The sequence below is a fragment of the Pseudomonas sp. 9AZ genome (genome assembly GCF_902506525.1).
In the GTDB taxonomy this organism is placed as follows: domain Bacteria; phylum Pseudomonadota; class Gammaproteobacteria; order Pseudomonadales; family Pseudomonadaceae; genus Aquipseudomonas; species Aquipseudomonas peli.
This window is the reverse complement of sequence record NZ_LR733840.1, coordinates 2,596,665-2,619,097: the sequence shown is the minus strand read 5'-3', so window position 1 is coordinate 2,619,097 and position 22,433 is coordinate 2,596,665. Positions and strand designations below refer to the sequence as shown.

23 protein-coding genes and 1 pseudogene are annotated in these 22,433 nt (G+C 60.4%); 14 read left to right on the top strand and 10 right to left on the bottom strand.

The genetic code is table 11. The features are described 5' to 3' along the window. Positions 1-130 precede the first annotated feature (130 nt). Positions 131-1,192, bottom strand: a complete 1,062-nt coding sequence (locus ALTER154_RS12070) for an SMP-30/gluconolactonase/LRE family protein (RefSeq protein WP_160087335.1) — start codon at positions 1,190-1,192, stop codon at positions 131-133. Positions 1,193-1,348: 156 nt separating this feature from the next. On the opposite strand from ALTER154_RS12070, the gene rnd reads away from it, so the two are divergent. From rnd to ALTER154_RS12030, 8 genes are all read left to right on the top strand, one after another. Continuing rightward, the gene (gene rnd / locus ALTER154_RS12065; protein WP_160087333.1) at positions 1,349-2,482 is read left to right on the top strand and encodes a ribonuclease D; all 1,134 of its coding nucleotides are present in this window, start codon (positions 1,349-1,351) and stop codon (positions 2,480-2,482) included. Further along, positions 2,479-2,772: a YcgL domain-containing protein gene (locus ALTER154_RS12060; RefSeq protein ID WP_090253148.1), complete on the top strand. Its 294-nt coding sequence runs from the start codon at positions 2,479-2,481 to the stop codon at positions 2,770-2,772. The genes rnd and ALTER154_RS12060 overlap by 4 nt, the downstream gene beginning before the upstream one ends. A 29-nt stretch (positions 2,773-2,801) precedes the next feature. Beyond that, complete coding sequence (locus ALTER154_RS12055) at positions 2,802-3,734, top strand: D-2-hydroxyacid dehydrogenase (protein WP_160090110.1); 933 nt, start codon at positions 2,802-2,804, stop codon at positions 3,732-3,734. Between the two features lie 84 nt (positions 3,735-3,818). After that, complete coding sequence (locus tag ALTER154_RS12050) at positions 3,819-4,268, top strand: YcgN family cysteine cluster protein (RefSeq protein WP_160087331.1); 450 nt, start codon at positions 3,819-3,821, stop codon at positions 4,266-4,268. Between the two features lie 64 nt (positions 4,269-4,332). Beyond that, entirely contained in the window at positions 4,333-5,559 is a 1,227-nt protein-coding gene (locus ALTER154_RS12045) for a hypothetical protein (RefSeq protein WP_160087329.1), read from the top strand. A gap of 49 nt (positions 5,560-5,608) precedes the next feature. Continuing rightward, complete coding sequence (locus tag ALTER154_RS12040) at positions 5,609-6,493, top strand: LysR substrate-binding domain-containing protein (RefSeq protein ID WP_160087327.1); 885 nt, start codon at positions 5,609-5,611, stop codon at positions 6,491-6,493. A 100-nt stretch (positions 6,494-6,593) separates the two neighbouring features. Beyond that, a complete protein-coding gene (aguA, locus tag ALTER154_RS12035) occupies positions 6,594-7,706 on the top strand; it encodes an agmatine deiminase (RefSeq protein WP_160087325.1) in 1,113 nt (370 codons plus the stop codon). 9 nt (positions 7,707-7,715) lie between these two features. Further along, entirely contained in the window at positions 7,716-8,813 is a 1,098-nt protein-coding gene (locus ALTER154_RS12030) for an extracellular solute-binding protein (protein ID WP_160087323.1), read from the top strand. Positions 8,814-8,828: 15 nt separating this feature from the next. Here the strand turns inward: ALTER154_RS12030 and ALTER154_RS12025 are convergent, their stop codons facing one another. Together ALTER154_RS12025 and ALTER154_RS12020 are read right to left on the bottom strand one after the other, a co-directional pair. Further along, positions 8,829-9,299 (bottom strand): RNA methyltransferase, encoded by a 471-nt coding sequence (locus tag ALTER154_RS12025; protein ID WP_090253162.1) that lies wholly within the window; start codon positions 9,297-9,299, stop codon positions 8,829-8,831. 174 nt (positions 9,300-9,473) lie between these two features. Next, positions 9,474-9,845: a YajD family HNH nuclease gene (locus tag ALTER154_RS12020; RefSeq protein WP_090253165.1), complete on the bottom strand. Its 372-nt coding sequence runs from the start codon at positions 9,843-9,845 to the stop codon at positions 9,474-9,476. 125 nt (positions 9,846-9,970) lie between these two features. Between ALTER154_RS12020 and ALTER154_RS12015 the strand changes: the two genes are divergently transcribed. Next, positions 9,971-10,270: a hypothetical protein gene (locus tag ALTER154_RS12015; RefSeq protein ID WP_160087321.1), complete on the top strand. Its 300-nt coding sequence runs from the start codon at positions 9,971-9,973 to the stop codon at positions 10,268-10,270. Positions 10,271-10,281: 11 nt separating this feature from the next. Here the strand turns inward: ALTER154_RS12015 and ALTER154_RS21300 are convergent. From ALTER154_RS21300 to ALTER154_RS12005, 3 genes and pseudogenes are all read right to left on the bottom strand, one after another. Continuing rightward, positions 10,282-10,392: pseudogene (locus tag ALTER154_RS21300) on the bottom strand (cyclic nucleotide-binding domain-containing protein); the annotation flags it as partial. Between the two features lie 168 nt (positions 10,393-10,560). Next, complete coding sequence (locus ALTER154_RS12010; RefSeq protein ID WP_160087319.1) at positions 10,561-12,186, bottom strand: methyl-accepting chemotaxis protein; 1,626 nt, start codon at positions 12,184-12,186, stop codon at positions 10,561-10,563. Positions 12,187-12,405: 219 nt separating this feature from the next. Continuing rightward, on the bottom strand, positions 12,406-14,436 hold the full coding sequence (locus ALTER154_RS12005; RefSeq protein ID WP_160087317.1) for a S9 family peptidase: 2,031 nt from the start codon (positions 14,434-14,436) through the stop codon (positions 12,406-12,408). 151 nt (positions 14,437-14,587) lie between these two features. Here ALTER154_RS12005 and ALTER154_RS12000 point away from each other — a divergent pair, with 151 nt between their 5' ends. The 4 genes from ALTER154_RS12000 to ALTER154_RS11985 all read left to right on the top strand — a co-directional run bounded on the left by ALTER154_RS12000 (position 14,588) and on the right by ALTER154_RS11985 (position 16,901). Further along, entirely contained in the window at positions 14,588-15,061 is a 474-nt protein-coding gene (locus ALTER154_RS12000; RefSeq protein WP_090253178.1) for an MFS transporter, read from the top strand. 87 nt (positions 15,062-15,148) lie between these two features. After that, complete coding sequence (locus ALTER154_RS11995; protein WP_160087315.1) at positions 15,149-15,592, top strand: HIT family protein; 444 nt, start codon at positions 15,149-15,151, stop codon at positions 15,590-15,592. Then, entirely contained in the window at positions 15,585-16,361 is a 777-nt protein-coding gene (locus ALTER154_RS11990; RefSeq protein ID WP_160087313.1) for a class II glutamine amidotransferase, read from the top strand. The genes ALTER154_RS11995 and ALTER154_RS11990 overlap by 8 nt, the downstream gene beginning before the upstream one ends. A gap of 15 nt (positions 16,362-16,376) precedes the next feature. Continuing rightward, the gene (locus ALTER154_RS11985) at positions 16,377-16,901 is read left to right on the top strand and encodes a DUF2937 family protein (RefSeq protein ID WP_160087311.1); all 525 of its coding nucleotides are present in this window, start codon (positions 16,377-16,379) and stop codon (positions 16,899-16,901) included. A gap of 64 nt (positions 16,902-16,965) precedes the next feature. On the opposite strand, the gene ALTER154_RS11980 is transcribed toward ALTER154_RS11985, so the two are convergent. Beyond that, the gene (locus ALTER154_RS11980) at positions 16,966-17,952 is read right to left on the bottom strand and encodes a DMT family transporter (protein WP_160087309.1); all 987 of its coding nucleotides are present in this window, start codon (positions 17,950-17,952) and stop codon (positions 16,966-16,968) included. 103 nt (positions 17,953-18,055) lie between these two features. Here ALTER154_RS11980 and ALTER154_RS11975 point away from each other — a divergent pair, with 103 nt between their 5' ends. Then, on the top strand, positions 18,056-18,946 hold the full coding sequence (locus ALTER154_RS11975; RefSeq protein WP_160087307.1) for a LysR substrate-binding domain-containing protein: 891 nt from the start codon (positions 18,056-18,058) through the stop codon (positions 18,944-18,946). A 41-nt stretch (positions 18,947-18,987) separates the two neighbouring features. Here ALTER154_RS11975 and ALTER154_RS11970 read toward each other — a convergent pair whose 3' ends face one another. The 3 genes from ALTER154_RS11970 to ALTER154_RS11960 all read right to left on the bottom strand — a co-directional run bounded on the left by ALTER154_RS11970 (position 18,988) and on the right by ALTER154_RS11960 (position 22,405). Further along, entirely contained in the window at positions 18,988-20,166 is a 1,179-nt protein-coding gene (locus ALTER154_RS11970) for a VWA domain-containing protein (RefSeq protein WP_160087305.1), read from the bottom strand. A 189-nt stretch (positions 20,167-20,355) separates the two neighbouring features. After that, the gene (locus tag ALTER154_RS11965) at positions 20,356-21,201 is read right to left on the bottom strand and encodes a MoxR family ATPase (protein WP_160087303.1); all 846 of its coding nucleotides are present in this window, start codon (positions 21,199-21,201) and stop codon (positions 20,356-20,358) included. A gap of 133 nt (positions 21,202-21,334) precedes the next feature. Next, the gene (locus ALTER154_RS11960) at positions 21,335-22,405 is read right to left on the bottom strand and encodes a DUF748 domain-containing protein (RefSeq protein WP_160087301.1); all 1,071 of its coding nucleotides are present in this window, start codon (positions 22,403-22,405) and stop codon (positions 21,335-21,337) included. Positions 22,406-22,433 lie beyond the last annotated feature (28 nt).

Here is a 22,433-nt window from a genome sequence, read left to right as displayed (position 1 = left end):
TACGGCGGACGCTGATTTAGATCAGTAAAACAGTCTTCGTACAGGCTGGGCTGGGTTTTTTTGGCAGGTTTTTTTGCGAAAACGGGCCCGCACTGAGCTGTTAGGCAGCTTAGATGCGGGCCCATCAGGACTAGCGGATTTTCAGCTTGCCGATGCGGTCGTTGTCCAGGCTGCCGAAGTACAGGTAGTCGCCCACCGGCTTGACCGAGGTGATCATGCGCAGGTGGGTGCCGCTGGTGTCGTGCAGGCTCTGGGTGATTTCGCCTTGCTCGTTGAGGGCGATGGCAAAGCCGTAAGGCACGGCCTTGGGCCAAAAGGCGCGTGGCAGTTTGGCCAGCTGCGATTTTGCCCAGGGCGAGCGGTGCAGCATGTCGGCGTCGGCTTTGCGCGGAGTTGGCAGGGCTACCCAGAAGGTACCGTTACGGTCGCCTTGCAGGTTGTCCGGCAGGCCCGGCAGGTTGTCGATAAAGATGTCGTGGGTGCCAGCCTTGTCGCCGCTCAGCCAGTAACGGGTGATGCGGTAGCGGTAGGTTTCGTTAACCAGCACGAAGTCTTCATTGGCCGACAGCGCCACGCCGTTGGCGAAGTACAGGTCCTTGAGCAGCACCTTGGTTTCGCCAGTAGCCGGGTTGTAGCTGAGCAGGCGGCCATGGGGGCGGGCTTCGAGCAGGTCGAGCAGGTAATCCGGCTGTTCGAAACGCTGGCTGGCATCGCTGAAGTAAATGGTGCCGTCGCGGGCGATATCCAGATCGTCGGTGAACTTGAAGGCTACGCCTTCGGCTTCGGTGGTCAGTACCTTGATCTGGCCCTGGGCGTCGATGCTCAGCAAGCCTTTGTAGGCGTCAGCAACGATCAGGTTACCGGCGGCGTCAAAGTCCATGCCCAGCGGGCGGCCTTTGGTGTCGACGAAGGTTTCCACGCTGCCATCGGCTTTGATGCGCACGATCTTGCCGTCATGCAGGCCGGCGTACACCAGGCCTTGGGCGTCTACGGCAGTGTCTTCCGGGCCATGCACCTGGCCGCGGCCGAGCAGTTCGGCCTTCATCAGCGTGTCGTTGGGTTCGAGTACGCCGGTCATCGGCGGGATGGCCGGGGCTTCCCAGGCCAGTGGATCAATCGGACTGGGTGTGACGATGAGGTAGATCGCCGCCGCAGCAATCAAGGCCACAAGCAGGCCAAGCAGTTTCTTCATTTTTTTATTCCCTGTGATGAAGGTAAGCAGATGCAAGCGCCGGCCAGATTACAGGGTTCATTCGCATCTGTGATGCCTCGGGGGTAAATGGCCGGCAAATGCCCAGCACAGTGCCTGGGCATATATACTGCGCGGCATTCTTGATGGGAGAGCTGTGTGGCGATTGATATTCAGTGGATTGGTGATGACGCCAGCCTGGCGCAGCATTGTGCAACCTGGCGCACGCTGACGTTTGTGGCGGTCGATACCGAGTTTATGCGGGTCGACACCTTTTACCCGATTGCCGGCCTGCTGCAGGTCAGCGAGGGCGAGCGGGCGTACCTGATCGATCCGCTGCTGATCAGCGACTGGGCTCCCTTTGCCGATCTGCTGCAGGACCCTGCCGTGGTCAAGGTGCTGCATGCCTGTAGCGAGGACCTGGAAGTCTTTCTGCGCCTGACCGGCAGCCTGCCCACGCCGCTGTTCGACACCCAATTGGCCGCCGGTTACCTTAATCTGGGTTTCTCCATGGGCTATTCGCGCCTGGTGCAGGCGGTGCTGAATATCGAACTGCCCAAGGGTGAGACCCGCTCCGACTGGCTGCAGCGGCCGTTATCGGCCACTCAGGTCAGCTATGCGGCCGAAGACGTGCTGCACCTCGCCGAGGTGTATGCGCAGCTCAAGGCGCAGCTGTCTGCCGAAAAATACGCCTGGGTGCTGGAAGACGGCGCCGAGCTGGTCAGCAACCTCAAACGCGAAGTCGATCCCGAGCTGGCCTACCGCGAAGCCAAGCTGGCCTGGAAACTTAACCGGCAACAGCTGGCGGTGTTGAAAGCGCTGTGTACCTGGCGTGAAGAGCAGGCGCGCAAACGCAACCAGCCGCGTAACCGGATTATCCGTGAGCATTCGTTGTGGCCACTGGCGCGCACCCAGCCGGATAACCTAGTGGCGCTGGCGCGGATCGAGGACATGCACCCGAAAACCGTGCGTCAGGACGGCGAATTTCTTCTGCAATTGATCCAGCAAGCCGCCGCAACCCCGTCTGAGACGTGGCCTGAGGCGTTGCCTGAGCCCTTGCCGCTTGAGGCCGCGTCGCTGCTGAAAAAGCTGCGTGCCATTGGTCAACGTGAAGGCGAGCGCCTGAACATCGCCCCCGAGCTGATGCTGCGCAAGAAAACCCTCGAAGCCTTGCTGAAAACCGGCTATCCCAAAGGGCCTTATCAGCTGCCGGAGTCGCTGCGCGGCTGGCGGCGTGAATTGATGGGCCAGGCGCTGCTTGATTGCCTGGCTGCAACCGGAGAGTCCGCGTGAAACGTATCTGTTCAATCTACAAAAGCCCGCGCAAGAATGAGATGTACCTCTATGTGCTGCGCAGCGATGGCCTCAAGCGCGTGCCGGAGAACCTGCTGCTGGCTTTCGGTCCCCCAGCCCTGGCCTTCGAGATGGTGCTGACCCCCGAGCGAGTTCTGGCTCGCGAAGACATCCACAAGGTGCTGGCCAACCTCGACGAGCAGGGCTACCACCTGCAGATGCCGCCGCCGGAAGATGAATACATCGAGCATCTGCCGGATGAGTTGTTGCGCCGTAACGACCCTATGTAACCGCTATGCCCGCCATTGCGAATGCCCCACTGCGTGTATTGATTGCCGAAGCCGAACACGGCCTGTATGCCGAGTTGCTGCGCCAGCAGGCACCTGAGCTTGAGTTGTGCTGCAGTGATCAGCCGGCCGAGTTGGCCGAATACGCCGCGAGCTGCCCGTTATGGCTGGGCCAGCCGGATCTGCTCGCGCCTTTGCTGCGTCAGGGCAGCAGGCCACAGTGGCTGCAATCGACCTGGGCGGGCATTACGCCGCTGCTCGCCAAGGATTTGCCAACGGATTACGCATTAACCCGCGCCGTGGGCATCTTTGGTCAGGTGATGGCCGAGTATGTGCTGTGCCATCTGCTGGCCCATGAGCGCCAACTGTTTGCTGCACTGGCCTCTCAGGTTGAGCAGCGCTGGGACAATCGTTTGCCGCGCAGCCTGGCCGGGCGCAAGGTGCTGATCGTCGGCACCGGTGATATCGGCCTGAGCGTGGCGCAGTTTCTGGCGCCGTTCGGCATCGAGCTACTGGGCATCGCCAGCCGTCCGCGCAATCTGCCGCCGTTCCGCCGGGTGGCGGGGCTCGACGAGCTGCCAAGCCTGGTGGGCGAGGTCGATTACCTGATCAACCTGCTGCCGGATACACCGAGCACTCGCGATATCTATGACGCGGCGCTGTTCGCCGCCTGCAAGCCCAGTGCGTTGTTTATCAATGCCGGACGCGGTGTGGCGGTGGTCGATCAAGCGCTGTTCAGTGCGCTGGAGCAGGGGCAACTGGCTGGCGCGGTAATTGACGTCTGCCGTGAAGAGCCGCTGCCTGCTGGTCATCCCTTCTGGGATGCGCCGCGTCTGCTGCTTACCGGACATAGCTCGGCGCCGACTGATCCTCATCTATTGGTGAAGTTGTTTGTCGATAACCTGGCGCGCTGGCAGGCCGGTCATGCACTGCGCGGGCACGTGGACTTTGTTCGTGGTTATTAATTAACCATTCGGCTCGCCGCCCTTGGCCGTTGTTGCACCAGTCGCTAGACTGCCGGCCTTTTCACACCTCACCGTACCCTCGCCATGGCCGCCAAAGTCGAACCTTTCTGGAAACGTAAAACCCTCGAACAGCTGGATCAGGACGAGTGGGAATCGCTGTGTGATGGCTGCGGTCTGTGCTGCCTGCAAAAGCTTGAAGATGAGGACGATGGCAGCGTGTATTACACGCGCATCGCCTGCAAACTGCTGGACCTGCAGACCTGCCGCTGCACTGACTACAGCAACCGGCGCAAATTCGTTGCGGACTGCATCCAGCTCACCCCGGCCCAGGCTGACCAGTTCCAGTGGCTGCCGCCGACCTGCGCCTATCGCTTAGTTAGCGAAGGCAAGGATCTGCTGCTCTGGCACCACCTAGTCTGCGGCGACCCGGAGCAGGTGCATAAACAGCGGATTTCCCAGGCTGGGCGCATGCTCAGCGAGAACAGCGTGGCCGAGGATGAGTGGGAAGACCACATGATTTTCCGCGCTGGCTGAACCTCGCCGGTAAATGCCAGCCTAAACTCGCCTGAATCAATGATTTGCACTGTGGAGCTTTGCCATGTTGATGCGCCGTTTGCTGCTGTCCGTTGTTCTGCTGAGCCTGAGCACGCCACTCTGGGCAAAGAAGGTCGATCTGGATTATCACGTGCGCTTTCTGCCAGACACGGAGCAGGCTGAGGTCAGCCTGACCTTGGAAGACGGCGCGCAGGTGATCAGTCTGGCCTTCAACCTTGGCGAGCAGGGCGCCTACAGCGATTTCAAGGCCGATGGCCAGTGGACGCAAAACAGCCCTGAGCTGGGCACCTGGCAGCCGGGCAAAGGCAAGTCGACCCTGAGCTACCGTGTGCGCATCAATAACGAACGCAGCCCGGGTCGGTTTGATGCGCGGATCACCCCGGACTGGGCGTTGCTGCGCGGCGATGACCTGGTGCCGGCGGTCAAGCTGCGCCAGGAAGATAAAACCGAGCTGGTCTCGCGCCTGCAATTCGACCTGCCCAAGGGCTGGAAGAGCGTCGAAACCGGCTGGCCGCGTATCGGCAAGAACAAATTCCGCATCGACAACCCACAGCGCAAGTTCGATCGCCCGACTGGCTGGATGGTGGCCGGTAAGGTCGGCACGCGCCGCGCCAAATTGGGTGAAACCGATGTAGCTATCGCCGCGCCAGTGGGCGAGGGCATGCGCCGCATGGACGTGATGACCTTGCTTACCTTCGTCTGGCCGCATGCTCAGGACGTGTTCCCGCGCGACCCGGCCAAGCTGCTGATTGTCGGCGCCGGTGACCCGATGTGGCGCGGCGGCCTGTCGGCAGCCAACTCCTACTACATGCACACGGACCGTCCATTGGTCAGTGAGAACGGCACCAGCTCTCTGGTGCATGAACTGGTGCATGTGTTCAGCCGCATCAAGGCGCGTGATCGCAGCGACTGGATCACCGAAGGCCTGGCCGAGTATTACGCCATTGAGCTGATGCGCCGCGCCGGTGGCCTCAGCGAGGAACGTTATCAGAAAATCCGCGAGCAGCTGATTCGCTGGAGCAAACCGGTGGACAGCCTGCGCACCAATAACTCCAGCGGCCCGGTCACCGCCCGCGCGGTGTTGCTGCTGCAGGAGCTGGATCGGGAAATCCGCCAGGCCACCAAAGGCACCACCCAGCCACGTTCGCTGGATGACGTGACCCGCGGTCTAATGCGCCTCGACAAAGCCAGTACCAAAGACTTTATCGAGATCAGCGAGAACGTCATGGGTAGCGCCTCGAAGACGCTGGACAACAAGCTGTTGCGCTAGCCCACGCCCTGAGTAAGCATGCGGCGCAGTTGCCGATCTGGAGCCCCGCATGCGCCGCCTACCGTCCCTCACCGCCTTGCGCACCTTCGAGTGCGCCGCCCGGCACGCCCACTTTGGTCGGGCGGCAGCCGAGCTGTGCGTTACCGACAGCGCAGTCAGCCATCAGATTCGCCAGCTAGAAGAACAACTCGGCACGCCGCTGTTTGCCCGCGAGGGTCGTCAGGTCGTGCCAACGCCTGCAGCGCGGCGTTTGCTGCAGCGCTTGCAGCAGGCTTTCGAACTGATCGGTGAGGCGTGTGACGAGCTGCGCGATCCCGGCTCGCAGGCGGTGCTGCGTATCGCGGTAACGCCCGAGTTGGCGCAGAAGTGGCTGATCAGCCGTCTGGCTGACTTCAGCGACCGCTATCCGCAGATCACCCTGCATCTACACGACCAGCCGCTGGAAGCCAGTCTGCCGAGCCCGGATATCGACCTGGCGATCACCTACGGCACCGGGCCTGAGGATGCCAGTGCCTACTTCGTGCGGCCGCTGCCGACCCTGCAGTTCTTTCCGGTGTGCAGCCCAAGCCTATTCAACCAGGGCGGGCTCAAGCATCCGCGTGACCTGGCCCGTCACGGCCTGCTGCACGATGATCAGGACGGTAAGACCTGGACCGCCTGGCTGACCACCCATGCCGGTGATATCCAGCCTGCGCGTCATCTGTATCTGGGGCATGCCGGCCTGGCGCTGGAAGCGGCGGCGCAAGGGCAGGGCGTGGCCATGGGCGATAACCTTACCGCCGCAGAAGACTTGGCTTGCGGCCGTCTGGTGCGGCCGTTCAACGCCAGTGTGGCGGCGCTTGGGCAATATGCGCTGGTCTGCGAACGCATTCGTCTGGAGAAGCCGGCGGTGGCGCACTTCTTAGATTGGCTGGGTGATCACCTGTCTGACTGATGAATTGAATTCAGCTATTCCGCAATAATCGTCGTTGGAACCTCGACCAACGCGCCGCGTACTGTGTGGCCATCTTCCCCACAGGCATAAGGTGCATCCGATGGCGCGTTCCCTGACTTCTCTCCCTAAAGCCGATGGCTTCCGTCTGCCCGGCGAATTCGAACCCAAGGCCGGCTGCTGGCTCGGCTGGCCGGAACGCACGGACGTATGGCGCAACGGCGCCAAGCCGGCGCAGAAGGTCTGGGTGGATATCGTTACGGCGATTGCCAGCAGCGAACCGGTGACTGTGTGCGCCTCCGCCAGCCAGTACGCCAACGCCCGGCGTCAACTGCCGGCTCATGTGCGGGTGGTGGAGATGACCTGTAACGACACCTGGTTTCGTGATAGCGGCCCGGCCTTTCTGGTCAATGACGACAGCGGTGAAGTCCGCGGCGTGGATTTCGAGTTCAACGCCTACGGCGGTCTCGATGGCGGCTTGTACTACCCCTGGGACAAGGACGATCAGATCGCGCAGAAAATCCTCGAAATCGAAGGCTATGACCGTTATCGCGCGCCCTTTATTGCCGAGATGGGCGGCATCCAGACCGATGGCCAGCGCACCCTGCTGACCACCGAGCAGTGCCTGCTTAACCGCAACCGTAATGCACATCTGGGCAAGGAGGAGATGACTCGCCGTCTGCAGGACTATCTCGGTGCCGAGCAGGTGATCTGGTTGCCGCGCGGCTGCAAGTTCGATGAAACCGACGGCCATATCGATGACCTGGCCTGCTTTGTCCGCCCCGGTGTGGTGGTGATGCAGTGGACCGATGACCGTAGTGATCCGCAGTGGGAAATCTACCAGGAGGCTTACGACATCTTGCGCAGAACCCGCGATGCCCAAGGCCGCGAGCTTGAAATCCACAAATTGCCGCAACCGCGCGTGCTGGAGTGGACGGCCGAAGAAGCCGAAGGCCTGGATCAGGATGACTCGACTCACACCCGTCAGGCCGGCACGCAGATCTGCGCCTCCTACATCAACTACTACGCTGGCAACTCCGCCATCGTCGTGCCGCTGTTCAACGACCCCTGCGACCGCGTGGCCCAGGCCACTCTGGCCGAGCTGTTCCCCCAGCACCGGATTATCGGTATCGACAACTCGCGGGAAATCCTCCTCGGGGGGGGCAACGTCGCCTGCATCACCATGCCGCAATATGCCGCGCCTAAGCGCGCCTAGGAGGCTTCGATGAAACTGCATGTCAGTCTGTTGGGCTTCGCGGTTGGTCTGGCGGCCAGCGTTCAGGCGCTGGCGGCCGAAGCGCCGAAGCAGGTCAATCTGTTTATCTGGGGTGAGTACCTGGCACCGGATACCCTCAGTCGCTTCGAGCAGAAGACCGGAATCAAGGTGGTGGTCGATCATTTCGACTCGCTGGAAACCGTCGAAACCAAGCTGCTGACCGGGCGCAGCGGCTACGACCTGGTGTTGACGGCTGGCCAGCACCTGCAGCGAGCGATCAGAAGTGGCGCGCTGCAACCGTTGGATAAAGCTGCATTGCCGCATTTCAAAGGGCTTGATCCGGAGTTCACTAGGCATATGGCCGCGTTTGATCCGGGTAATCGCTATGCCGGGATGTATGTGTGGGGCACTACGGGCTTTGGCTATCAGCAGCAGGCCATCGCCAAGCGCATGGCCGATGCGCCCACCGACAGCTGGGCCATGCTGCTGGATCCGCAGGTGGTGGCCAAGTTTGCCGATTGTGGGGTAAGTTTTCTCAACGATCCCAATGAGGTGTTTGCTGCCGCGTTCCGCTACCTGGGTCTGGATATCAACCAGCAGAGCCTGGATGACCTGAAGCTGGCCGAGGCCCATCTGGCCAAAGTGCGGCCGTCGATTCGCTACTTCGACAACGACCGCAATATCACTGACCTGGCCAACGGCGATACCTGTCTGGCGATGTCGTGGAACGGCAATGTGTCGATTGCCGCAGGCCAGGCTGAGCAGGCGGGCAAGCCCTACAGCCTGCACTACAGCATCCCGCGTGAAGGCACGCTGATCTGGTTCGATGCGATGGTGATTCCCAAGGATGCGCCGCACCCAGAGGCGGGCCTGGCGTTGATGGATCACCTGATGGCGCCCGATGTCATCGGTGCCATCACCAACACCATCTACTACGCCAACGCGGTGCCAGCGGCGAATGCCACGGTCGATCCAGCCATCCTCGCTGACCCCGGCACCTATCCACCGGCCGCTGTGCGCGCGCAGCTGTACACCAAGAACGACAACGCCAAGGCGTTCAACCGTGCATTAACTCGCGCCTTTAGCCGGCTCAAGTCGGGATTGTAGCGGCGGGGCTGCGGCCTACTTGAGCCCTGGTCCGGACTTGGTGTTGATGCCTTTGGCCATGCGGTCGTAGAGCACCACATTGACGGTGGCGGCGAGGTTCATGCAGCCCTGGGTGGGGATGTAGATTACGTCCTCACACCAGTCGAGCACTTCCTTGCTCAGCGAACCGTCTTCGGGGCCGAAGATGTAGATGGCGCGGTCAGGGTGGGTGTATTGCGGCAGCGGTCGGGCGCCTTCGACCAGCTCCACGGCGACCGGCGTACAGCCTATGGGGATGATCTGCTGCAGGTCTTCCACGCCGATCAGTGGAATATCCATATAGATGCGCTGGGTGTCGGTAATAAAGTCGCGGGCGCGGGCATAGCGTTTGCCGCTATAAAACACCGAGGCGGCGCTATAGCAGCCGGCTGCGCGCATCACTGAACCGACATTTTCCGGGGATTTAGGGTTGAACAGGCCGATGCAGGCGTATCTCTTGTTGGCCACGGTGGCACTCGCGCAGAATTTTCAGGAGAAATTTTGCAGCCGCGCCAAGGATGGCGGGCGACAAAAAAGACGCGAGTATACCTGTATGGCAGCGGCCTGATTTTTCTAGGAGCCAGCTTGCTGGCGATGCGACGACCCTTAGATCGTCAGCAAGCAGGCTCTCAGAGCATTGCGCTACTGCTTTTTCAGCCTTGCAGCCAGGTCGGCGAAGGGGTTGTGGGTCGCCTGAGCAGTCTTCGGTGTGCTCAGCGAGCCTTCGCTGAAGTACTGCTGGTCGGTGTAGCGTGAGTGTTCGTTGTCATGGCAGTACAAGCACAGCAGCTCCCAGTTGGAGCCGTCCTGTGGGTTGTTGTCGTGGTTGTGGTCGCGGTGGTGCACGGTCAGCTCGCTCAGGCGCTTGCCGGAGAACTCACGGGCGCAGCGGCCGCAGACGTGCGGGTACATCTTCAGCGCCTTGTCGCGGTAGCCTTCTTCACGCGAGCGCTGGGCCTCGGCGAGGATGCGGTCAAGCTTGCCGGTGGCGGAGGGGGATTTGTCGCTGCTCATCTGGATTCTCGTACGCTGGGGCTGTGCGATCAGTCTAGCCTTGCCAGTGGTCAGTGAGAACCGCCCGTGCGGCACTTAGCTGCAGGGTTGCTGCCCAAGAGGATAACTGCCCTGGAGATACCAGCATGCGCCTGACAACCCTATTACTGATGATGACCACGCTGGCCAGCACCTCGCTGCTTGCCCAGCAGCCGCCGAAAATGCCGAGCACAGAACCAGCAGCAGGTGCCCCGGGTACCGCTACGCCGCAACCCTATCCCAAGGTGGCGCCGCAGCATTTACCCGCCCCGGCCCGCAATAATCCGCCGCTGCTCAAGCAAGCGCCGCAGCCACACTCCAACCAGCCGCGTAGCGATCAGGATGTGCCGTTGTTACAACAGCAGCGCGAGCGCAATACCCAGCCGGTGCCGAAGCCCGACGAGTGAGTTGCTATTGACTAGAACTGCTGCTTGCCCAGTGAGCCCCTGGCCAGCATCAGCAGGCTGCAGTCGCTTACGGCGATGCAACTGGCCGAGCGGCGCTCACCGTCGAGTTCTGCCATCTCGCCAAACGCGCGGCCCTAGTGCGGTTAAGACAGTTCGATGGTTTTGCGGTTGGAATTGATTTTGCGAACCGAAACCGTACACGCGTGGATGATGCGCACAAAGGTACCTGGATCGCCCGCCAACGTACCTGCCAGCGATACCTGTTACGTGCCGCCGAGTCGCCATGCCGGTTAGAAACTGAAGCGCCGCATCACACCCTGCAGTCGCCCGGACATGGCCTGCAGGGACTGGATAGCCTGAACAATACCGCCTTGTGCCGCAGAGTTTTCCTCAACAATTTGCGCCACCAGCTCCACGTTCATGGCCACCTGCTCGCTGGCCGCACGTTGTTCTTGCAGTGACAGCGAAATCACACTGACGGCTTGCAATGATTCATTCAGCGCCAGGCGAATGCCCGTCATCGAATTGCCCGCCTGATCGACCAACTGCGTACCGATGCTCACTCGTTCACAGCCAGCGGCCATGCTGATTTTTGCTTTATGCATGCCGCTGTGAATGGCATCGACCAGGGCGATGATTTCCGTGGTGGAGTGGGCGGTACGCCCGGCCAGGCTGCGCACTTCATCGGCGACCACGGCAAAACCGCGGCCTTGCTCACCGGCACGTGCCGCTTCGATAGCGGCATTCAGGGCAAGCAGGTTGGTTTGCTCAGCAATGCCGCGGATTACGTCGACAATGGCGGTGATATTGCGCGATTGTGCGGCCAAAGTTTCGACATCCTGCGCGCTCTCAGCAACCAGCTCGGCGATTTTGTGCATTTCTGTGGTGGCGCGGGCCATGACAGAAATGCCGGCATCGGTCATGTCACCGGCTTTCTTGGCCATGTCATAGGTTTGCTGGGCGTTTTCGGCAATGTGATTGATGCTTACGGCCAGTTGTTCGACGGTGGCGGCCATCGCTGACGCGGTATCACTTTGCACATTGGCGCTGGTCAGCACCTGCTCGGAGGAGGCGGCCAGTTGCAGGGTGGCGCATTCAATCTGTTCGGAGGCTTCGCCGATATTGCCGATCATATCCTGCAGGCCGCGGCGCATGCTCTGCACCGATTTCATCACGCCGGTCATCACCTGGTTACCCAAGCTCTTACCGCCGCCAAGACGACCTTCGGCAATCCGTGCGCTGATTTCTTCCAGCTCACCGGGCTCGGCGCCCAGTTGCTGGCTCATCAAACGGATGAAATAGATGACCTGGGCCAGACCAATCATCAGCGCAATCAGCAGCACACTGATGCTCAGTTTGAGGTTGCTCGCATAAGCGGCTTCACCCAGTTGGTACTGGCGCTTGGCTTCGAGCAGTTGCACATCGATCAGCTCGGCGAATTTCTCAGAGAGTGGGTCGATCAATGGATAAAGACGTTGGCTGGCAAAGGCATCAATGCCAGCCTTATCACCACGGTTAAGCAGGTTCTGTAGCTCATTGAGTGGTTGTCGTGCCTGCTCCATCAGTGGGTTGATTTGCTCAATCAGCTGACTTTCTTCGCGGATCAGTTCGGTGGCCAGGTACGCTTTCCAGGTGTCCTCAATTCGTACCTGGGCCTCTTCAATTAACCGTTGCGCCGTTTTTTCATCCAGTTCGCCACTGTGCGCCTTGTGGGTCGCGTCAACGATATTGACCGCGTAGAGGTCGGCAATCAGTTTGAGGTCGCGCAGCGGCACCACGCGGTCCAGGTACACCGTTTGCAGCCCCTTGACGGTGGCCTGCAAACCATACAAACCCAGGCCGCCAACACAGAGCAAACCCAGCAGCAGGCAGCCGGCAAGCAGGAATAAGTGGGTTCTGATCTTCCAGTTTTTCATCACAGACCGTCCATGGTGAGCAGGCAGCGAAATGGGGGGGATGGCAGTAAGCCAGCGTGCAATTCAGCGTAGTTGAACTTGTACGTCAGGCCGGTTAAATCTGCATGACCGGTCAAGTAATTTTTTGCGCTAAACGTCCGCTGTTTAGTGCGAATGACTCTGAGCGTTTGTCGCGCGGCTAAACCGCCCGGCAGCAGGCGGCAGCGCGGTGGTGGCGGGTCAAACCCGACCGAGTACCTTGAGAATAAAGGCGTATTCCAGGGCGACATCTTTGAGCGCTTGGTAGCGACCGCTCATGCCGCCATGGCCAGCGTCCAGTTCAGTTTTCAGCAGTAACAGGTTGTGGTCGGTTTTCTGCGCGCGCAGCTTGGCCACCCATTTGGCGGCTTCCCAGTACTGCACGCGGCTGTCGTTGTAGCCGGCTACTACGAGAATCGCTGGGTAGTCTTGGGCCTGGACGTTTTCGTAGGGTGCGTAACCTTTGATCCGCTCAAAGACTTCGGGTTGGTTAGGATCGCCCCATTCGTCGTATTCGGTGACGGTCAGCGGCAGGTCGGGGTTCTGCATGGTGTTGAGCACATCAACAAACGGCACTTCGGCGATAGCGGCGGCGAACAGCTCGGGACGTTGGTTGAGCACTGCTCCCATCAGCAGACCGCCGGCGCTGCCGCCGCTGATCACCAGTTGCTGCGCGTCGGTGTAGCCGGTGGCGATCAGGTGTTCGGCGCAGGCGATAAAGTCACCGAACGAGTTCTGCTTGTGCTCCAGTTTACCCGCGCGGTACCAGGCTTCACCCAGCTCGCCGCCGCCACGCACATGGGCGATGGCGAACACGAAGCCGCGCTCCAGCAGGCTCAGGCGCGCATGGGAGAACCAGGGGTCGAGGCTTTCGCCATAAGCGCCGTAGCCATACAGATAGAGCGGGGCAGAGGTGCCGAGCATCTCGCGTTTGGCCACTAGGCTGATCGGTACCTGGCTGCCATCGGCGGCAGTGGCCCACAGGCGCTGGCTGACATAGTCGTCGGCATCGAACGGCCCAAGCACCGGGGTTTGCTTGAGCACCACTTGCGCGCCGCTAGCCAGTTCCAGCTGACGCACCTGCGCCGGGCGATTGAGCGCTTCATAGCGCAGGCGAATGGCGGGGCTGTCGAATTCCAGGCTGTCCTGTACATACAGGCTGTAGGCGGCGTCCGGTAGCTGCACGCGGTAGGCCGCTTGCCCCTGCGGCTGCACGTCGATCATCGGTAAACCGCCTTCTCGCAGACTCAGCACCAGCGCTTGCTGATTGAGGCTAACGCCTTCCAGCATCACGTCGGGGTCATGGGCGCGCAGCAATTGCCAATCGCTACGGTTCAGCGTTGCGTCGCATGCAGTAAACAGCGCGAAGTTGATGCCGTGCTGGTTGCTGCGGATCAGCCAGCACCACTCGCCATTCAGGGTGCCGTGGTCGACGTCATATTCGTGGCCTTCTTCACGTGGAGCCACGCAGCTGAACGCGGCTTGCGGAGTGGCGGCGTCCAGTACCCAGGCTTCGCTGGTGGTTTTGCTGCCCAGTTGCAAGATCAGCTGGCGCTCGGAGCTGCTGCGGTAGCAGCTGAGGAAGAAACGTCCGTCCGGCTCGTGGAACACCAGTTCGGCTGCGTCGTTGCCAAGGCGGTGGCGGTAGAGTTTGTGCGGCCGGTGGGTATTGTCCAGTTCACCGAAGAACAAGGTCTGGCTGTCATTGGCCCAGGTCATGCTGCCGTCGCATTCCTCGAACGGCAGCTCGATCAGGCTGTCATCGGCTAGCTCTTTGACAAACAGCTGGTAGGTTTCCTCGCCGCTGGTATCCAGGCTGTAGGCCAGGCGCTGATGGTCAGGGCTGATGCTGAAAGCGCCGAGGGAGATAAAGCCGCCATCGGCCAGGTCGTTGGGGTCGAGCAACAGCTGTTCGCTGGCCTCATCGACCGTCAGCGAGCCATCGGCTGGTTTGCGGCAGCGGTAATGCCGCGGGTATTCGTCGCCCGCCGTGGTGCGCTGGTAATACAGATACGGCCCCCAGGGCGACGGCAGGCTCAGGTCGGTTTCGCGGATGCGCCCTTTGATCTCTTGAAACAAGGTTTCGCGCAGCGCCAGTTGGTCGCTGAGCTGTTGTTCCAGGTAGGTATTTTCCGCCTTGAGGTAATCAAGCACTTCAGCGCTGTCACGGTTTTCCAGCCAGCGATACGGGTCTGCAGCGTTATCGGCACGGGCTATGGGGGCGTGTGGCATGAAACAACTCCTGTGGATGACGGCCGACAGCGGGGACGCCGAGGCAGGCAAAAGCCGTTATCATAAGCGCCACTTTGACCGTCGGCTGCTGAAATCTACGTGCTTATGTGCATGCGCCGCTGGGTCTTCAATGCCAGAGAATGTGTGTTTTATGACTGAAAACGACTACCTGCTTGCCTGGGGCGCCTATCTTCTGGCCGCTCTTGGTTGCCTGTTGGTGTGGTTTCGCCTGACCAGTTGGATGTGGCGCTACCTGCGTGAGCCGCTGCGCGTATTGGTGTTGGTGTTGCTGTTCAGCCCAACCGTAGTTGACCCCGGTAAGGAGCAGTTCGCCCCTGCGGTGGCAATCACCGCCATGGACCTGTTGCTGGATGTGGGCAATAACGCCTGGCGTGCAGTGGCGGACCTGAGCATGTACGCGTTGATTCTGTTTACTCTTTATCTGCTGTTTGTCGCGGTGCGCTGGCCTATTGAGCGTTGGTGGCAGGCACGTAAGGGGCCAGCGCCGGCTGCCGACGATGAGCCGACCTTGCGCGAAATGATGACGCGTGATGAACAGGATTTTGGCGACACCCGATACGATGCCCGCGGCGACCGTCGCCTGCGAGTTGAACCCCGCCTGTAAGCCCCGGCGGCGCTGCCTGACGCCGCCGGCCTTGTGCCAACGCAGCCAGCCGTTCAGCATGCTGGGTTGTTGATTAAGGAGGGGCTTATGACGTGTGTGTTCTGTGCAATCGCCGCCGAGCAATTGCCTGCCGAGCGTATTTATGAGGACGAGCACTTTATCGTCCTGCTGGATATCTTCCCTCTGCGTCCGGCCCATGTGCTGATTGTTAGTCGCGAACACGCGCCGTTTCTTAAAGACCTTTCCTCTGCGGCCAGCGAGCAGTTGCTGCAGCTGGCGCAACGCATGGCTGCCGCCCTGCGTGCGGCCGGCTATGGCGAGCAGGGCATCAATTTCTTGATCAACGACGGGCCGACCTCCAATCAGCATGTGCCACACCTGCATCTGCACCTGATTCCAAGGCGCAGCGGTGATGTGATGCCGTTGCTGTGGCGCGCCCTGACGCGTTTTCTGCCGTTGGCGCGCAAACGTATCGAGGCCCGTCTGGCGACTGAGGCGCAGCAGCTGCGCGAGGCGTTACGCAATGTGTGAATTGTTGGGCATGAGCGCCAATGTGCCGACCGATATCGTTTTCAGCTTTACCGGCCTGATGCAGCGCGGCGGGCGGACCGGCCCGCACCGCGATGGCTGGGGCATCGGTTTTTACGAGGGGCGCGGCCTGCGCCTGTTTCAGGACCCGCGTGCGAGCAGCGAGTCAGAGGTGGCGCAGTTAGTACAACGCTATCCAATCAAGAGCGAAGTGGTGATCGGCCATATCCGTCAGGCCAATGTCGGCCGCGTCTGCCTGGCCAACACCCATCCGTTCGTACGCGAGATGTGGGGGCGTAACTGGTGCTTTGCGCATAACGGACAACTGGCCGATTTTGCCCCGCAATTGGATAATTACCGGCCGATTGGCGACACCGACAGCGAAGCGGCCTTCTGTGATTTGCTCAATCGCCTGCGTCATGCCTTTCCCGAGCCGGTTGCGGTAGAGCGGTTACTGCCTACTTTGGTCAGTGCCTGTGCGGGCTATCGTCAGCTAGGTGTATTCAATTGCCTGCTCAGTGATGGCGACTGGCTGTTCAGTTTTTGCAGCAGCAAGCTGGCGCATATCACCCGGCGTGCGCCGTTTGGCCCAGCGCATCTGAAAGATGCCGATATGCAGGTGGATTTTCAGGCGGAAACCACGCCCAATGACGTGGTCAGCGTGTTGGCCACTGAGCCGTTGACCGATAACGAGAGCTGGACGCTGTACCAGCCGGGCGAGTGGCGGTTGTGGCGCGGTGGTGAATGTGTGGCGCAAGGCCTAACGGACTGAATTGGGGGAGGGGACATGTTTAGAAGCTATCTGCGGTTGGCCTTGTTTGCCCTGGGTTTGCTGGTTGGGGTGCAGGTGCCGGGGTTTATCGACGACTACAGCAAGCGCGTCGAAGCCCATCGGATTGAATCCGAGCAAGGGCTTAAAGGCTTTCGGGAGACTGCAAAGCGCTTTTTCAAGGGGGATCTGGTCGCGTTGGTTGGCCATTACCAGGCCAGCGCTGACCCGGTGATGCGCAGCGATGCGCAGAGTTTGGGCACCCTGGTTGAGCGTTCGGCATTCCTTGAGCGCGAATCCAAGGCCATGCAAGGGCCCTGGTACGGTCAGGTCTGGCATCTGGCTACCGCCGCAGACCATGAGTTGCTGGAAGAAACCTTCGCCGCCTACCGCTATCAGGTGCTACTGGCCCCCGAGGCCATCGCCTGGGGCATTGCCTGCGCCATGTTGCTGGCCTGGCTGCTGGAAAGCCTGGCGCTGCTGGTCGGCATGCTGTTTGGTGCGGGCCGCAGCCAGAAGGTGCAGCAGCGGCATTGGCGTTAAGTTGCATCACTCTCAAGGGCTCGCAAGAGCCCTTGTTGTTTCTGCTGATAAACCGCTTCTAAGCCTACTGGCCGGGTGAAACCGGCGTGGCGAGTGCCTGCTTGCTAGGGTGAACATCCTCGGCGGTAGGTGCGGGCTGAACGGGCACTGTTTTACGCCGCGACACCAACAACACCCCCGCCAGCACCAGGCCTGCCCCCGCCAGCTGGGCAACCGACACCGGCTCCGATAACAGCATCCAAGCGAAGACAATCGTCAGGATCGGCCCCAGTGTGCCAATCAGCACGGTACGCGCCGAGCCAATCAGGCGCAGTGCAGCCGATTGCCAGAATATTGGCAGCACGGTGGAGAAAATCGCCATCGCCGCGCTGTACGCATACACCTCTATCGGCTGCTGCAGTGCAGAAAACGGTTGCGTGGCGAGGAAGTGAATCTGCGTGGCAAAGGTGGACACGATAATCGCCAGGGCAGCAAAGCGGATGGTGCCCAGCCGGTGAATGGCCACCTCGGCCCCCGAGCTGTAGAGCGCGTAGGACAGTGCAGAACCGAAGATAAAGGCGGCGCCGATCAGGACCGTATGCAGGTCCTCCGCTACTTGCAGATCGTGGGCGAACGCCAGGCCGATGCCCGCGTAGGTCAGCAGCAGCGCCGCAATCTGGCGTTTCTCCAGACGCTTACCCAGAAACAGCACGCCAATCAGCACGGTCATGGTTGGGTAGATAAACAGAATCAACCGCTCCAGCGCCGCCGAGATGTACTGCAGGCCAATAAAATCAAGAATGCTGGCCCCGTAGTAACCGAGCAGCCCCAAGGCAATCAGCATGCCCCAGTCTTTGCGCGTGAGCGGCGGCGCTGCGCGACACAGCCACAGCGTGGCCCACAACGCGATAGGCAGGGCAAAACTCATGCGCAGCGTCAGCAGGGTGACCGCATCCACGGGCGCAGCGGCATAGGCCAGCTTGACGAAGATCGCCTTGAACGAGAAACCGAAGGCGGCGAGCACCGCGAGTGCAATGCCCAATCGTTCAGCAGACCAGGTTTTCCATGGCATGTGGGTAATCCTTAAAGAGTTGTGCTGAGCCGAATGATGATGGGGTTAGAATCGCTATGGAATTGGCTTTTTCATAAGTAATCGTTCGGATTTAACTAACGCTATGCATTACGACCTGATTGATCTGCGTCTGTTTGTGGCGATTGCCGAAGCAAAGAATTTAACCCGCGGTGCCGAGCGCGTGCATTTGGCCGCGTCTTCGGCCAGCCATCGCATGCGCGTGCTGGAGGAGTCGATTGGCACGCCGCTGCTGCTCCGCGAACCGCGCGGCGTCAGGCTGACCCGGGCCGGCGAGGCGCTGCTGCGCCATGCGCGCCAGGTGTTTGCCCAGCTCGAACAGATGCACGCTGACCTTACGCCCTACGCCAAAGGCGTACGCGGTCACGTCAGCCTGTGGGCCAATACCCACGCCACCCATACCTTTCTGCCCGACAGCCTTTCGAGCTTTTTGCAGCGTCATCCGCAAGTCAGTATTTCGCTGGAAGAGCACACCAGCCCGCACGTGCTGATGGCCGTGGCGCGCGGCGAGGTGGAAGTCGGCGTGGTGGCGGGGACGATTGCGGACGCTGAGGTTGAGCTGATCCCGTACCGGGCCGACCGACTGGTACTGATTGCCCCGGTCGATCATCCGCTCGCTGCGCACGTCAGCAGCCTGTTTGCCCAGGTGCTGGATTATCCCTTTGTCATGCTGCATTCAGGCTCGGCGATTCACACCTTTACCATGAACGCAGCCGCCGCATTGGGGCGGCACCTCGAGGTGCGGATTCAGGTGCGCAGCTTTGAGGCGGTGTGCCGCATGGTCAGCGCAGGGGTTGGTATTGGCCTGGTGCCGCGCAGTGCGGTAACCGCTGGGGCGCAGCTGGCGGTAATTGAGCTGGAAGAGCCCTGGGCGCAGCGCGATTTGAAGGTTTGTGTGCGCAAACGCGAGCTGTTATCGGGGTTTGCTGCGGCACTGGTCGATTGCCTGACAGGCAGCGATACCAGTCCCAGTTAACGCGTCTTAAAGAACAACGGGCCCTGCTGGGCCCGTTTGGTTTACTTGGAAAGAAACTTCATCCCGTCTTCTAAGCCCTGCAGGGTTAGCGGGTACATCTGGTCATCCAACAGCTCGCGCATGATGTTGGTCGAGGCTGTGTAGCTCCAGGTGTCCTTGGGGTAGGGGTTGATCCAGATAAGCTTCTTGTACTTTTCCATAAAGCGCTTGATCCAGACGTAGCCCGGCTCCTCGTTCCAGTGCTCGACGCTGCCGCCGGCCTGGGTGATTTCATAAGGGGCCATGGCGGCATCGCCAACGAATACCACTTTGTAATCCGCGCCGTATTTGTGCAGCAGATCCTGGGTGGAGAAGCGCTCTGAGGTACGACGCAGGTTGTTCTTCCACACCGACTCGTACACGCAGTTATGGAAGTAGAAATACTCCATATGCTTGAACTCGGTTTTGCAGGCGGAAAACAGCTCCTCACAGACCTTGACGTGGGCGTCCATCGAGCCGCCGATGTCGAACAGGATCAGCAATTTCACCGCGTTACGCCGTTCCGGACGCATCTGGATATTCAGCAGACCCCCGTCTTTGGCGGTGTGGTCGATGGTGCCGCTCAGGTCAAGTTCATCTTCAGCACCCTGGCGCGCAAACTTGCGTAGGCGGCGCAGAGCTACCTTGATATTGCGCGTACCCAGCTCGACCTGATCGTCGAGGTTCTTGTACTCGCGCTGATCCCAGACCTTGACCGCTTTGCCCTGACGCTTGCCGGCGTCACCCACGCGGATGCCTTCCGGGTTGAAGCCGCCGGAGCCGAATGGGCTGGTGCCGCCGGTACCGATCCACTTGTTGCCGCCTTCGTGGCGTTCCTTCTGCTCTTCGAGGCGCTTCTTGAATTCCTCGATCAGCTTGTCCAGGCCACCGAGGGATTCGATCTTGGCGCGTTCCTCGTCGGTCAGCGAGCGTTCGAACTCCTTGCGCAGCCACTCATCGGGGATCAACGCCTCGATATGCTGATTAAGGTTTTCCAGGCCCTTGAAGTAGGCCCCGAACGCGCGGTCGAACTTGTCGAAATGCCGCTCGTCCTTGACCAGAATGGTGCGCGAGAGGAAATAGAACTCGTCCATATCGGCGAACACCACGTTGTGTTTCAACGCGTTGATCAGGTCGAGCAGCTCACGCACCGACACCGGCACCTTGGCGGCGCGCATTTCGTTAAACAGGTTGAGCAGCATGACTGCTGTCTCCTTTGAGTCTGGAGCCTTGCGTAAATCTCAAGACCAGTTGGGCTTTACTCGGTGCAAGGGCTCGCGAGCTAGAGCCAGGCAAGGCGGAATCAGGTGAGGAAGCGGAGTTTACGTCTGTAAATGAGCATTCCGAACCTGATTCCAACGCCGTCTGGCCGACGCGCAGCAGCCCGTTTATTAACGACTGGCGCGGCGGCTCATAAACGCCAGGCGCTCAAGCAGTTGCACATCCTGCTCGTTCTTCACCAGCGCACCGGCCAGAGGCGGGATAGCCTTGGTGGGGTCGCGTTCGCGCAGTACGGCTTCGCCGATGTTGTCGGCCATCAGCAGTTTCAACCAGTCGACCAGTTCACTGGTGGACGGCTTCTTCTTCAGGCCCGGTACCTTGCGCACGTCGAAGAACACGTCCAGCGCTTCGGCGACCAGATCCTTCTTGATGTTCGGGTAGTGCACATCGACGATCTTCTGCAGGGTCGCGCGATCCGGGAAGGCGATGTAGTGGAAGAAACAGCGGCGCAGGAAGGCGTCCGGCAGTTCTTTTTCGTTGTTCGAGGTGATGATGATGATCGGGCGTTTAGTCGCCTTGATGGTCTCGTCAGTCTCGTAAACGTAGAACTCCATCTTGTCGAGTTCTTGCAGCAGGTCGTTGGGGAACTCGATGTCGGCCTTGTCGATTTCGTCGATCAGCAGGATGACCCGATCCTCCGACTCAAAGGCTTCCCACAGCTTGCCCTTCTTGATGTAGTTGCGCACGTCGTGGACTTTGTCGCTGTCCAGTTGCGAGTCGCGCAGGCGGCTGACCGCGTCGTACTCGTACAGGCCCTGGTGAGCCTTGGTGGTGGACTTGATGTGCCAGGTGATCAGGCGCGCACCAAAGGACTCGGCCAGTTGTTCGGCCAGCATGGTTTTACCGGTGCCCGGCTCACCCTTGACCAGCAATGGGCGCTCCAGGGTGATGGCGGCATTAACCGCGAGCTTGAGGTCGTCGGTGGCGACGTAGGACTGGGTGCCTTCGAACTTCATCGGTAAATCCTCGAACGGTAACGCGCAGGGCCATACCCGCGGGTTCAGTATTTGAAAAGTGGACTATAACGCGCAGCCCCGGTGACTGTGAACGTAGACGGGCTATTCAGTCACTGAATGGCGGGTCACCTGGCTACTGTTGCTGTTCCTGGTTATCAAAGCGGCTGCTGAAGGCGCGTACAAAGGCGTTGCGCAGGATCGCTTTAAACGCCTGCCAGCGGCTGATGTCATAGGTTTTGAGGTCACCTTCAATGTTCACCCGAGTGGCGAACTGGTCCTTACGCTGGTTTTTCAGCAGCCAGCTGCCGCCACCGACCAGGGCTTCCCAGGCTCCGGTGAGCAGGTTCTTGTCCTTGGCCGCGACATCCTGCTGCCAGTCGAAGACTTCCATGTTGCGCAGCAGCGGTTTGGCATAACCCTTGAGCTTGCCTTGGCGGGCATCCAGCTCCATGACGAAGTCGCCTTGGCCTGCGGCAAAGTCGAAATCGGCGCAGGCGCGGGTAAAGCTGTTGAGCTGCTTGAGCTGGATATCGGTGATGCGCAGGCGCAGATCGAAGTCGTCCAGCTGGCCGAGCGGGTCGAAATTGGCACTGGTTTGCACAGGGGCTTGCTCGAACACCTTGGCGGTGGCCTGCAGGCTGGCGGGACGCGTATTGTCTGCGACGCTGACGTTGCTCAGGTTGAGGATGCTGCCATTGATCTCGCTGGCCTGCAGGTCGACCGGCGGCTTGGCGGTGAAGTTGCGAAAGGCCAAGGTGCCATCGATTACGCGGATTTCGTTGATATGAATCGGCAGCAGGCCCCTGAGCTGGGCGCGCCAGTCGACGCCTTCACCGGTCTGTGAATTGGCGGCGTTACCACCGTCAACAAAGGTCAGCTGCGGCCGCTCGAAGGCCACTTCGGCGACTATCGAACGGTTATTCCACAACTCGCGCCAGCTGACGGCCAGGTCGATGACCGGGGCTTCAAGCAGCGGCACCGGTACCTGGCCATTGAGTTTGACGATATTCAGGCCGTTGATCTGATAAGCCCCGCGCCATAACGCCAGGTCGATGTCGCTGATCTGCCCGCGATAATCGCCCATATTGGCCAGGCGTTCATTGAGGTAGTCACGCAGCAGCAAGGGCAGGGCGATATGCAGGGCCAGCAGGGCGATGGCCAGGGTGAGCAGAGTCCAAAGGGGCAGTGCGTAGCGCTTTCTCATACAGAAACAGACTTATCCATTCACAATA

Excerpts from the sequence above, each read along its gene's own strand:
- ALTER154_RS11985 (WP_160087311.1), top strand. The coding sequence starts at position 16,377 with ATGTTTAGAAGCTATCTGCGGTTGGCCTTGTTTGCCCTGGGTTTGCTG.
- ALTER154_RS11965 (WP_160087303.1), bottom strand. The coding sequence starts at position 21,201 with ATGAAGTTCGAAGGCACCCAGTCCTACGTCGCCACCGACGACCTCAAG.
- ALTER154_RS12040 (WP_160087327.1), top strand. The coding sequence starts at position 5,609 with ATGCGCCGCCTACCGTCCCTCACCGCCTTGCGCACCTTCGAGTGCGCC.
- aguA (WP_160087325.1), top strand. The coding sequence starts at position 6,594 with ATGGCGCGTTCCCTGACTTCTCTCCCTAAAGCCGATGGCTTCCGTCTG.
- ALTER154_RS12030 (WP_160087323.1), top strand. The coding sequence starts at position 7,716 with ATGAAACTGCATGTCAGTCTGTTGGGCTTCGCGGTTGGTCTGGCGGCC.
- ALTER154_RS12000 (WP_090253178.1), top strand. The coding sequence starts at position 14,588 with ATGACTGAAAACGACTACCTGCTTGCCTGGGGCGCCTATCTTCTGGCC.
- ALTER154_RS12050 (WP_160087331.1), top strand. The coding sequence starts at position 3,819 with ATGGCCGCCAAAGTCGAACCTTTCTGGAAACGTAAAACCCTCGAACAG.
- ALTER154_RS12005 (WP_160087317.1), bottom strand. The coding sequence starts at position 14,436 with ATGCCACACGCCCCCATAGCCCGTGCCGATAACGCTGCAGACCCGTAT.
- ALTER154_RS12010 (WP_160087319.1), bottom strand. The coding sequence starts at position 12,186 with ATGAAAAACTGGAAGATCAGAACCCACTTATTCCTGCTTGCCGGCTGC.
- ALTER154_RS11995 (WP_160087315.1), top strand. The coding sequence starts at position 15,149 with ATGACGTGTGTGTTCTGTGCAATCGCCGCCGAGCAATTGCCTGCCGAG.
- ALTER154_RS12070 (WP_160087335.1), bottom strand. The coding sequence starts at position 1,192 with ATGAAGAAACTGCTTGGCCTGCTTGTGGCCTTGATTGCTGCGGCGGCG.
- ALTER154_RS12020 (WP_090253165.1), bottom strand. The coding sequence starts at position 9,845 with ATGAGCAGCGACAAATCCCCCTCCGCCACCGGCAAGCTTGACCGCATC.
- ALTER154_RS11980 (WP_160087309.1), bottom strand. The coding sequence starts at position 17,952 with ATGCCATGGAAAACCTGGTCTGCTGAACGATTGGGCATTGCACTCGCG.
- ALTER154_RS11975 (WP_160087307.1), top strand. The coding sequence starts at position 18,056 with ATGCATTACGACCTGATTGATCTGCGTCTGTTTGTGGCGATTGCCGAA.
- ALTER154_RS12015 (WP_160087321.1), top strand. The coding sequence starts at position 9,971 with ATGCGCCTGACAACCCTATTACTGATGATGACCACGCTGGCCAGCACC.
- ALTER154_RS12045 (WP_160087329.1), top strand. The coding sequence starts at position 4,333 with ATGTTGATGCGCCGTTTGCTGCTGTCCGTTGTTCTGCTGAGCCTGAGC.
- ALTER154_RS11960 (WP_160087301.1), bottom strand. The coding sequence starts at position 22,405 with ATGAGAAAGCGCTACGCACTGCCCCTTTGGACTCTGCTCACCCTGGCC.
- ALTER154_RS11970 (WP_160087305.1), bottom strand. The coding sequence starts at position 20,166 with ATGCTGCTCAACCTGTTTAACGAAATGCGCGCCGCCAAGGTGCCGGTG.
- ALTER154_RS11990 (WP_160087313.1), top strand. The coding sequence starts at position 15,585 with ATGTGTGAATTGTTGGGCATGAGCGCCAATGTGCCGACCGATATCGTT.